The sequence below is a fragment of the Pricia sp. genome (assembly GCF_041745955.1).
GTDB lineage: Bacteria > Bacteroidota > Bacteroidia > Flavobacteriales > Flavobacteriaceae > Pricia.
This window is the reverse complement of sequence record NZ_JBGTHY010000380.1, coordinates 1-11,303: the sequence shown is the minus strand read 5'-3', so window position 1 is coordinate 11,303 and position 11,303 is coordinate 1. Positions and strand designations below refer to the sequence as shown.

The following is an 11,303-nucleotide window of genomic DNA, read 5'->3' as shown; positions in this document are numbered from 1 at the left end:
CCTTCAGGATATCATCGAAGAACTCGAAAAACCCGGACTCGACCGCCGCGCAAAGGCCAAAGTCTTCACCTTTGACCAAAACGTAAGAAATATTTCCGATTTGCGGGACGGGCAATTACTTCCGGGTATTGTGAACAACATCACCAATTTTGGTTGTTTTGTAGATATTGGGATTAAGGAAAGCGGACTTATCCACGTTTCCAACCTTTCAGATACTTTTGTCAAAGATGTCAACGAGCATGTTCACCTACATCAACAGATAATCGTAAAAGTTATATCCGTAGATATTCCCAGAAAGCGGATTCAGTTAGAATTGCACAAGTCATAAAGCAATGCTCAAAATCGCCTTCCACCCCATCTACAAACACCCTTTGCCCGAAGGCCACCGCTTTCCGATGCTGAAGTACGACCTGTTGCCGAAACAGTTAGTGCATGAGGGTACCTGCACACCTGACAACTTTTTCGAGCCAGAAGTTCCCAATGACAAATATATCGTTGCCGTTCACGATCCGGAGTATTTCTACGATTTACTGAACATTAAGATTCCGCCTAGGGAGGCGCGTAAAATCGGCTTCCCGTTGACGGAAGATTTGGTGCAACGCGAACGTATCATCGCCGATGGCACAATGAAAGGCTGCGAATTCGCACTCGAAAACGGAATCGCCATGAACATCGCCGGCGGCACGCACCATGCGTATTCCGATCGGGGGGAAGCATTTTGCATGCTGAACGATCAAGCCATCGGCGCGCGTTATCTTCAGTCTAAAAACCTGGCTGAAAAAATTCTGATCGTAGATCTCGATGTGCATCAGGGCAACGGCACGGCAGAAATCTTCCGGAACGATGCATCCGTATTTACCTTTTCGATGCACGGGGCAGGCAATTATCCCTTTAAAAAGGAAAAGTCGGATCTTGATATCCCCTTGGAAAAGGGTACGGGTGACGCGGCGTACTTATCCATCCTTAAGAAAACCCTTCCTAAATTAATAGCCAACGAAAAACCCGATTTTATCTTTTACCTCAGCGGGGTAGACGTGATCGCATCCGATAAATTGGGCACACTGGCCCTGACCGTCGAAGGCTGCCGTCAGCGAGACGAATTTGTACTTGAAACGTGCCGTAAACTCCAGATTCCGGTACAATGCAGTATGGGCGGCGGGTATTCCCCCGATATCAAAATTATCGTTGAGGCGCATGCCAACACCTTTCGGGCTGCTCAACATATTTTCTTTTGACCGTCAAAGGGATATCCTGTACAAAAATTCTAAAAACGGGAATGCTATAATCATCCGAATTTTCAATAAATTACCCGCTCTTATCAATGACAGCTTTACTATCGTAGCCAGAAAATGAGCGACAATCCGTTAAGACTATCAAATTCTTCAATAGATTACTTCGCTACGCAAGCAATGATGGTACATTTTTGTAATTTCCCATATTGGAATCGGTTTCCAGAGAAAAATCTATCCTTTTATGAAGTTCAAACCTTTTGCAATAGCATCTCTGGCTGTTTTGGCCGTTCTATTTTCCTGTAAAGAAAAACAGACCGAGAGAAATCCTGTTCAAAATATCCCTCAGGAAAATAATTCCGAAAAAATAAAATTGATTTTTGACACCGATGCCAACAATGAACTCGACAATCAGTTTGCACTTGCCTATATGTTGCTAAACGGCGATGTTTTCGATGTTAAAGGCATTACGGTAAACGCCACGCGAAACGATAAAAGTGTTCAGGGGCATTATGACGAGGCCGAACGTATCATGCAACTTTGCAATCTAAAGGAAGCGGTGCCCCTGTTGAAAGGTGCGGAAGGAAATTTTAAGGATATCGGTAGCAATTTCGACCCCAGCAACTATGACGGGCAAGATGGGGTGGACTTTATGCTGGAGGAAACAAAAAAAGATTCGATTCTCGTCGTGGCCGTAGGTAAATTGACCAATATTGCCCTCGCTCTTAAAAAGGACCCATCCTTTGCCGAACGCACGAAAATCGTGTGGTTGGGAAGCAATTATCCCGAACCTGGGGAGTACAACCAAGACAACGATACCATTGCCATGAACTATGTATTGAACAGCAAAATTCCGTTTGAATTGGTCACCGTACGGTATGGTAAACCCTCGGGAACGGATGCCGTCGCCGTGACCAAGACCGAAGCAAATGACAAACTCCCGGGTATGGGCCCGAAGGCTACCGAACCCATTACGGGTAGGCACGGTGGCACTTTTGATACCTTTGGCGACTATGGAATCAACCTTTTCGAACATATTTTCGATCACATGAACACCACGCAGGTTACCCCCTCGCGTCCCCTTTTCGATATGGTAGCCTTGGCCATACTCAAGAACCCGGGGTGGGGCGTTACAAAACGTATTCCGTGTCCCATTTTGATAGATAACAAATGGGCGGAAAGACCTGAAAACGAAAGGACCATCCTAGTTTGGGAGAATTTTGACAAGCAGCCGATCTTGGCCGACTTTTACGAAACTTTAAAGCATCCGAAGCCTATCCAACCCTCTAACGCGCATTTTTAAATAGGCCAATTGGGGTGTGAGTACATTTTTTTTCAAGATATTACCTTGGGACATTGAACAACCCAATCATTCCGCATCGTATGAAAAAAGTCTTTGTTTTATCCCTAGTCATTTTTTCGCATATCTCGTTCTCACAAGATACGATACCCACGCTCGACGAAACGCGATGGGATATGTTCAAATATGACTTCGGCAACATGTTCAAGGGCATCGGTCACTCATACGCCCGCCCCTTTCATTGGCAGGGTAGGCATTGGGCACAGTTCGCCGGGGTTGTTGCCGGTACGGCACTGGTCTATACAGCCGATTATGAAACTTCGAGATTTGTCAGGGCGAACCGTGAAAGCGTACCGAACTGGATCCGTGATTACGGTTCGTTCTATGGGAGTCCACAAAACAACTTTCTGGCTACTTCCGGGGTATATGTGGTGGGTCTATTTACCAAAAACGAAAAGTTGAGGCGAACCGGAGTATTGCTGGTAGCCTCCGCCGCTTCTTCGGGCCTATTGCAGCAGGTGCTCAAATCAGCGGTAGGACGGGCAAGACCTGAATCGGGATTGGGAAAAGATACGTTCGACCCCTTCAATTCGAACCGAAGGTTCCATTCATTCCCCTCCGGCCACGCGCTGTTGGCCTTTACCAATGCATATGCTATCGGCAAACAGTTCAAAAGTCCGTGGGCAAAAGCCGGTATCTACACCATAGGGGCCATCCCTGGGATATCCCGTGTATGGGACGGCCAACATTGGCTCAGCGATTTTGTGTTCGCCATTGCCATCAGCGTCGCTACCGTAGAATCGATAGACCGTTATCTCGACCGTAAATACGACAAAAAGTACAATAGCGAAGCTGAACACCGAGCCTATCTCAAGGATAAGAAAACGAGCTGGGACCTGAATTTTGGGGCGGGGACTGTTGGGGTTGTTGTTAGTTTTTGAATCTTTTCCAAAACGGATTTTTGTTTATGAATGCATTTCGAAACTTTGTTTTTTGGATGAGGAGCCCTCTTTTTGGGAAGATTTACAGTTTATTTTGGGACGCCCTAAAGCTCCTACTACAAGTGCATTACTGGTAGGGGCGGGCACGTTAGAATTCGAAATCTCGAATGCCAAAACTTGGGACTTTAAAATTTAATTTAACAATTTTTTATGGTTATAGTTAATAAATTGCTATTTTAGACCCCAATTAACCTTAGAACCTATATTTATGAACAACTTAACCAATGTCAAATACAAAGGTGCGCATGGGATTCGCGTTTTCTCAACACTATTACTGTTTTTTGGCGTAATTGCATTCTCAACTACTATTGCTCAAACAACTATTACAGGCACGGTATCGGACGAATCGGGAACGCCATTGCCTGGCGTAAGTGTTGTAATCGATGGGACTTCTGTAGGGGTTTCTACCGATTTCGACGGTATTTATTCGATAGAAACCGAAAGTGCGGACGCTACTCTTGTATTTTCCTATATCGGCTTCTTGACACAGAACCTCCCAGTGGGAGGAAATAGCACAATCGATGTAGTAATGCAAGAAGATGTTCAAAATCTTGAAGAGGTTGTCGTCGTAGGCTACGGTACCCAAAAAAGGGCGACCGTGTCGGGAGCCGTAGCATCTGTAAAGGGCGAAGAACTCACTAAATCACCTACAGTAAACATTACCAACTCACTTTCGGGTAGGGTTGCAGGTCTTTTTGTGCAACAGGCCAGTGCAGAACCCGGAAATGATGCTGCCACTATACGTATTCGCGGTTCAAACACCTACAATAATACAGGTGCCTTGGTCGTGGTTGATGGTATACCGGACCGGGATGGCGGGTTAGGCCGTATCAACCCTGCCGATATTGAGAGTATCTCTGTACTGAAGGATGCTTCTGCAGCAATATATGGTGCCCGAGCAGCAAACGGGGTTATATTGGTTACCACTAAACGAGGAAAAACCGGAAAACCGAAAATCACGTATTCATCCCAACAAGGCTGGGCGGCACCTACCGTAATTCCCGAAATGGCAAATGCACCACAATATGCAGAGTTACGGAATGAACTGGAGGTATATAACCTTCCGGAAGAAGAATGGCAGGGAGCAACCGATGCTTTTAATACAGCATCAGGTACCTACACCAGACCTGACGGCTCAACAAGGGATGCTATATTTACCCAAAATGACATCGAGCTTTTCAGAAATGGTCAAGATCCTTGGGGGCATCCCGATACTGATTGGTTCAAAGAAACGCTCAAAAGGGGCTCTTCACAAGAAAAACATACCATGCAGCTTACCGGAGGTAGCGAAAACTTCAACTACTTTACTTCGTTAGGCTATTTGAAACAAGATGCCTATTACAAAAGTTCTGCAACGGGTTATGAGCAATACGATCTTCGAATTAACCTCGATGCAAAGATCAGCGACGGCATTACGTTTAAAATAGGAGTCTTGGGAAGGGAAGAAAAGCGCTTTTACCCTACTGAGTCTGTGGGAGCAATATTTAGGATGTTGACCAGGGGAAGGCCCACCGAACCTGCGTATTGGCCCAATGGATTTCCTGGACCCGATATTGAAAACGGCCAGCAACCTGTTGTTATTACCACTAATGAAACAGGCTATGACCGTGATACCAGGGATTACTTTCAATCGAATGCCACATTGGACATCAAAATTCCATGGGTTGAAGGGCTTACATTACAGACTACTGCCGCCATTGACAAAAGTTTTTTGAACAGAAAAGTGTGGCGAACCCCTTGGGAACTCTATACTTGGGACGGAGTCAATCGCAATGAGTCAGGCCTCACCCCGGTTCAAAGAGGACCGGCCGAACCCAACCTAAGGCAATTTGCGCAAAATCGTTTGAGTATTCTCCTGGGGGCTAACCTTCAATATCAAAAATCATTTGGAGACCACAATGTATTGCTTCTCGCAGGTACCAACAAAGAAACTAAAACCTATGAGGGCTTTGAGGCTTTTCGTAGGTATTTCATTTCACCGGTAATCGATGATCTTTTTGCCGGGGGTAATGAAGAACAGGACATTGATGGTTCTTCTAACCGTGCATCCAGGTTAAATTATTTTGGAAGGGTTTCCTATGACTTTCAAGAAAAATATCTGATGGAGTTTTTATGGAGATATGACGGATCCTATTTATTCCCCGAAGAAACACGCTATGGCTTTTTCCCTGGATTTACCGCAGGCTGGGTTGTCACCAAGGAAAATTGGTTCGACAGCTCGAACAGCGATTCTTGGTTCAATTTTCTGAAATTGAGGGGTTCCTGGGGACAGTTGGGTAATGACGCTTTTAATGATGATGAGTTTCCGGCCAACCAATTTTTGGCTACCTATGGCTTCGGAAGCTACGTAGTTAACAATGCGTTGGTAACCACTTTGAGCGAATCGACCGTTCCCAACCCAGGCATTACTTGGGAGGTCGCCACGAACATCAACGTTGGTCTTGACGCCCGCTTTATCAAAAACAAGTTAAACCTAGAGTTTGATTGGTTCCTGAACAAAAGAACCGATATTCTAACTACACCGTCCGCCTCCTTACCCGCACTTTCGGGAATTACACCACCTCGGCAGAATATTGGTGAGGTCGAAAACAAAGGTTTTGACTTTATTCTTGGCTGGAATGATTTTATTGGTGAAGACTTCCAATATGGCATTTCGGTAAATGCAGGTTATGCCAAAAACGAGATTATTTTTAACGATGAGGCAGAAGGCTCGCCCGAATGGCAAAGGCAGACCGGTAGAACTATCGATGCCCAACTGATATATGGCTATGACGGTGTTTTTGCCACTCAAGCCGATATCGATGCGGAAACTTTGGATTATTCGGCATTGGTAAACAATCTGCGGCCAGGTGATATGAAGATTTTAGATTTTGATGGTGATGGACGCATTACACCAGATGACCGGTATAGAAATGACAAAAACTTTAATCCCACACTCCAAGGAGGCGTAAACCTAACGGCAAGTTATAAGAATTTTGATTTGAGCCTGTTATTTCAAGGGGCTTGGGGAGGTGAACTATTCTTTAACTTTAGCGAGGCGGGCACCATTGGAAATTATTTGGAAAGGGACTATAACAATCGCTGGTCGGTCGACAACCCCAGTAGTGTCTATCCAAGAATTACCAATCGAGCCGACCAATACTATAGTAATGGTAATACGTATTGGAGGCAAGATACCGATTATATTCGACTGAAAAACTTTGAAATGGGATACAATTTTCCAGAGGAAATAGTAGGTCAAATCGGTCTAAGCAATTTAAGGTTCTATCTTAACGGGGCTAACCTGTTTACTTGGACCGATGCACTGTTCGATCCAGAAGGGTTGAACACAAGTGGCAGAGATTATCCGGTATCCAAAATTTTTAGTGCAGGATTTTCACTATCTTTCTAAAAAAATAAAACTATGAATATGAAAAATTTAATTATCAAATGGGGAATCATCCTACCTATAGTCGCGATAATGGGCTGTAATGATGATTTTACAAGTATTACCCCGCTAAGCCAAGTTGCAGAAGAAAGTGTATGGTCCGATGCTGGTCTTGCGGAAGCGGCCGTGACCGGAGTGTATAATGGACTGGGAGCCGGAGGCCTCGATGAACAGATGCTGGCATCATTGACCGATGAGGCCATATTTACCCATACGGGACGAGGCATCAATACCATAAACGAATCGCGAGCCAATTCTGCCAGTACAGGATGGATAAATAACACTTGGAATTGGGACAACATGTATGGGTATATTCGGGATGCCAATCTGGCCATTTCCAATTTGGCCGATGGGGGTATTGAAGATGCAGAATTGGTAAATCGCCTAACCGGAGAAGCTCATTTTCTTAGGGCCTACTATTACCATCAGCTATTACGATTTTATGGTGGAGTGCCGTTAATCAACGAACCTCTAGATTTAGACTCTGATTATAACATACCTCGAAATACATTCGCGGAGTGCGTTGATTTTATTGTTGCCGATTGCGAGCGGGCTTTTGAGCTTCTTGACGGTCGCAATTTGGATTCCGGTCGTGCCAACCCTACTGCTGCCCTAGCCCTAAAGGCACGTGTGTTGTTATACGCAGCAAGCGATTTGCACGATTATCCTACGGCATCAGGAAACTCAGAAGTTTTGGCCAGCTATTCGGATCCGGAGTTGATAGCCTACACCTCCGGCGACCAGCAACAACGATGGATACAGGCCCGTGATGCCGCAAAGGCCGCACTTGATTATTCCACGGCGGGCTATATGCTCGGATTAATGGCTCCGGTGTCATTGGAAGAGGGCCAGCAAAATTATAGTGACATTTACCTGGCCCGCAACGGTGGAGAAAGCGATATCATATGGGGACGTCAATATGTAGAAGCCCAAGGTCCCGGTCGTCGCATCGGACTTTTCAACGGCCCGAATGGGTATCATAACTGGGCCGGGAACGCACCCCTACAGAATTTGATAGACGACTATGCCATGAGTGATGGTTCGGAATTTGATTGGGACAATCCGGATCAAGCCAGCGCGCCCTATGAAAACCGTGAACCCCGATTCTACGCCACTGTATTATATGATGGGGCGGAATGGAAACCCCGACCTTCAGATGTTGCGGAGCGAGATCCCGCCAATGAAATACAGACAGGACAATATGATATTGTCGCCGGCGGGGAAATAACAACCCATTTTGGATTGGATACCCGCCAAGGCCCAGTAGAGGATTGGAATGGTACAAGAACCGGATATTATATCAAAAAATTCATTAACCCCGATCCTGACTTTGTCGATCAGACCGGATTTCAAACCATACCTTGGCCCTTCTTTAGGGAAACCGGACTGGTGCTTAACTATGTCGAGACCCTTTTGGAAACCGGTGATGAAGCGGAAGCTACAAATTGGTTGAACCAAATTCGATATCGGGTAGGCCTTCCTGCGGTCACGGCCTCAGGTGGCGAGTTGATGGAAGTCTATAGAAACGAGCGGCGGCTCGAACTTGTCTATGAAGAACATCGGTACCACGATGCGCGAAGGTGGATGATTGCCCCTTCAACGCTTGGTGCGCCCGCAACGGGCATTCAAATTACGGGCACCTTACGCCCTGGCACCAATGTAGCCACCTATAAATATGATCCCGCAAACTATAATTATTCGTATGAGCCGACCGTGGTCGATCCAGGCTTTGAAAACCGATTGTGGTTGGACAAGACGTATTATGTGCCCATTAGAATTGCCGAACTGAATGCCAACACAGCCTTGGTCCAAAATCCGGGGTACGACTAATAATGGTTGGTGGCGCAATACCCCTAAGAGTTATGTCTAAAGAAAACGACCCATGGTTGAAACATTGGGTCGTTTTCTTTGTACTCCTTTTAGGTTTTAATGTTTTAAGCTAGGTTTGTTTCATCAAAAGGTCATATATTCATACCAAGTATCCTATAATATAGCTACTAAATATTGGAAATTTTGATTAGAGAGCGCTTGAAAATGATAAAACATGTTTTCATTTATACACTTTTGATTCTTGCATTGGTCAGTTGCAAAAGGGAATACAAACTTTCTAACCTTGACGCTGAAAAGGAAGCCCTTTTTACCAAACTTACCGTAGCGGAGACTGGAATAGATTTTTCCAACGAACTCGACGAGAATCTAAAATTCAATGGCCTTCAATATGAGTATTATTACAATGGTAGCGGTTTGGCCGTTGCCGATTTCAACAATGACGGATTAAAGGATCTTTTCTTCGTCTCTACGTTAAAGCAGTACAAACTTTTCCTAAATCAAGGCAACCTAAAATTTTTGGATGTATCGAACTTGACTGGAATATTATTTCGGGAGCGGTTTTCGGGAGGCGTTACTGTAGTTGACATCAACAACGACGGATGGATGGATATCTATGTATCCAACTCGGGCAAGTACAAGGTCGCTGAAACCCGAAAGAACAAACTCTATATCAACACAGGTGCCAAAGGCGAAAACAAAATTCCAGTCTTTAAGGAAGAAAGTAAAAAATACGGTTTGGATTTCGCCGATTGTTCCACACAGGCCACCTTCTTGGATTATGACAAAGATGGAGATCTCGATATGTTTCTGTTGAACCATTACCCCTCTCCTTATCCTACCGACAAAAGTATCGCAGAACTTACGACCACAGATGGTGGCGTAGCCAATGATCGATTATTACGCAATGACAATACGCATTTTACAGATGTTAGTAAGGAATCGGGAATAGCACAAAACCGCCTGGAATATGGTCTTGGGGTCGCTGTGGGTGATGTAAACAATGATGGCTGGCCGGACATTTATGTCTCCAACGATTATTCGGGCAAAGACCATTTATACATGAATACTAAAAACGACGGTTTTACCGATAAGATTCTAGAAGCTACAGGCCATATTTCGTTCTTCGCCATGGGCAACGACATTGCCGATATCAATAACGACGGCTGGATGGATATGATGGCCGTTGACATGATGGGGGAAAGCAACTACGATATCAAGACCAGTATGAGCGGCATGAACCCGAAAAAATTCCATGAAGCCGTCGATGTCGGCCTTCACCACCAGTACATGTACAACACCCTTCAACTGAATTCCGGGTTTTTAAATGACAACGATGTACCTATTTTCTCGGATATAGCCCAACTGACCGGAGTGGCAAGTACCGATTGGAGCTGGGGGCCGCTGTTTTTCGATATGGACAATGACGGTCTAAAAGATCTTTTTGTTTCCAATGGCATAAAAAGGGATTTTAGAAACAACGACTTTGTAAACTATGTCAATAAAAAACAAGACAGCATCATAAATGCTGAAAAATTCGATGCCAAAAAATACATTTCCGACGTCTTGAACAAAATGCCGGAACGAAAAAGGGAGAACTTTTTCTTTAGAAACCAGGGTGATCTCAACTTTGCAAAAATGAATAAGGTTTGGGGCGACAGTACCCTGACCAGCTCAAACGGTGCCGTATATGCCGATCTTGATAACGATGGAGATTTGGAAATAGTGGTCAACAATACGGATGACCCCGCCTTTATTTTGAAGAACAATTCTAGGGAATTGGGTCTTGGCCATTACTTGGCCGTCAAATTAAACGGCCCTGAAAACAACCGTGACGGAATCGGGGCAAGGGTCATTGTAACCACTCAAAAAGACCGTCAGGTCCAAGAACTCTATTTTACGAGGGGGTTTATGTCCGCCATGGGCCGAGAACTACATTTTGGCCTTGGGGCTTACGGAAAAGCGACCATTGAGATCATATGGCCCGATGATACATATCAGATCATCGAAGAGGTCCCTGCCGACCAATTAGTAACGTTGGACTATGCAAATGTCACAACCAAACAGCAAATAAAAAGGAAAGTGGAACCAAGGTCCCGCTTATTTGAAAGAACCATAGTCAAAGGTATGGATTACCATCATGTCGAAAATGAATTCGATGATTTCAAAAGGGAGAGCCTACTCCCTCACAAAATGTCGAACGAGGGGCCTTCATTGGCCATCGGTGATATTAACGGTGACGGTCTTGATGATATGCATGTGGGTGGGGCAGTAGGACAGGCGGGAGCCCTATTTGTCCAAAATGATAATGGCACCTTTTCTAAGACGAATATTGAAACATTTCAAAAAACATCCGGTCATGAAGATGTCGCTTCCACATTTTTTGATGCGGATGGTGATGGCGATTTAGATCTTTATGTGGTAAGCGGCGGCAACGAATATGAAGAAGGATCAAATTACCTTATGGATAGAATTTATATAAATGACGACGAAGGTAAATTTGATCTTATTCCTAATGC

Annotated in this window: 7 protein-coding genes; all 7 read left to right on the top strand. The window is 44.8% G+C overall.

Translation table 11 applies throughout. The features are described 5' to 3' along the window. Window positions 1-328: S1 RNA-binding domain-containing protein (locus ACEW8S_RS13960; protein WP_373518755.1), on the top strand; the 328-nt coding region annotated here is incomplete at its 5' end. Between the two features lie 4 nt (window positions 329-332). After that, entirely contained in the window at window positions 333-1,235 is a 903-nt protein-coding gene (locus tag ACEW8S_RS13955) for a histone deacetylase (protein ID WP_373518754.1), read from the top strand. Between the two features lie 238 nt (window positions 1,236-1,473). After that, window positions 1,474-2,532, top strand: a complete 1,059-nt coding sequence (locus ACEW8S_RS13950; RefSeq protein WP_373518753.1) for a nucleoside hydrolase — start codon at window positions 1,474-1,476, stop codon at window positions 2,530-2,532. Between the two features lie 80 nt (window positions 2,533-2,612). After that, window positions 2,613-3,470 carry a phosphatase PAP2 family protein gene (locus tag ACEW8S_RS13945; RefSeq protein ID WP_373518752.1) on the top strand — a complete coding sequence of 286 codons (858 nt, stop codon included), beginning with the start codon at window positions 2,613-2,615 and terminating at the stop codon, window positions 3,468-3,470. A gap of 268 nt (window positions 3,471-3,738) precedes the next feature. Continuing rightward, entirely contained in the window at window positions 3,739-6,921 is a 3,183-nt protein-coding gene (locus ACEW8S_RS13940; protein ID WP_373518751.1) for a SusC/RagA family TonB-linked outer membrane protein, read from the top strand. Window positions 6,922-6,939: 18 nt separating this feature from the next. Continuing rightward, window positions 6,940-8,787 carry a RagB/SusD family nutrient uptake outer membrane protein gene (locus ACEW8S_RS13935; RefSeq protein WP_373518750.1) on the top strand — a complete coding sequence of 616 codons (1,848 nt, stop codon included), beginning with the start codon at window positions 6,940-6,942 and terminating at the stop codon, window positions 8,785-8,787. Between the two features lie 183 nt (window positions 8,788-8,970). Beyond that, a partial coding sequence (locus tag ACEW8S_RS13930) for a CRTAC1 family protein (protein ID WP_373518749.1) occupies window positions 8,971-11,303 on the top strand: 2,333 nt, incomplete at its 3' end.

Bases quoted from the DNA above. Each gene is read 5' to 3' on its own strand.
- ACEW8S_RS13955 (WP_373518754.1), top strand. From the start codon at position 333: ATGCTCAAAATCGCCTTCCACCCCATCTACAAACACCCTTTGCCCGAA.
- ACEW8S_RS13950 (WP_373518753.1), top strand. From the start codon at position 1,474: ATGAAGTTCAAACCTTTTGCAATAGCATCTCTGGCTGTTTTGGCCGTT.
- ACEW8S_RS13945 (WP_373518752.1), top strand. From the start codon at position 2,613: ATGAAAAAAGTCTTTGTTTTATCCCTAGTCATTTTTTCGCATATCTCG.
- ACEW8S_RS13940 (WP_373518751.1), top strand. From the start codon at position 3,739: ATGAACAACTTAACCAATGTCAAATACAAAGGTGCGCATGGGATTCGC.
- ACEW8S_RS13935 (WP_373518750.1), top strand. From the start codon at position 6,940: ATGAAAAATTTAATTATCAAATGGGGAATCATCCTACCTATAGTCGCG.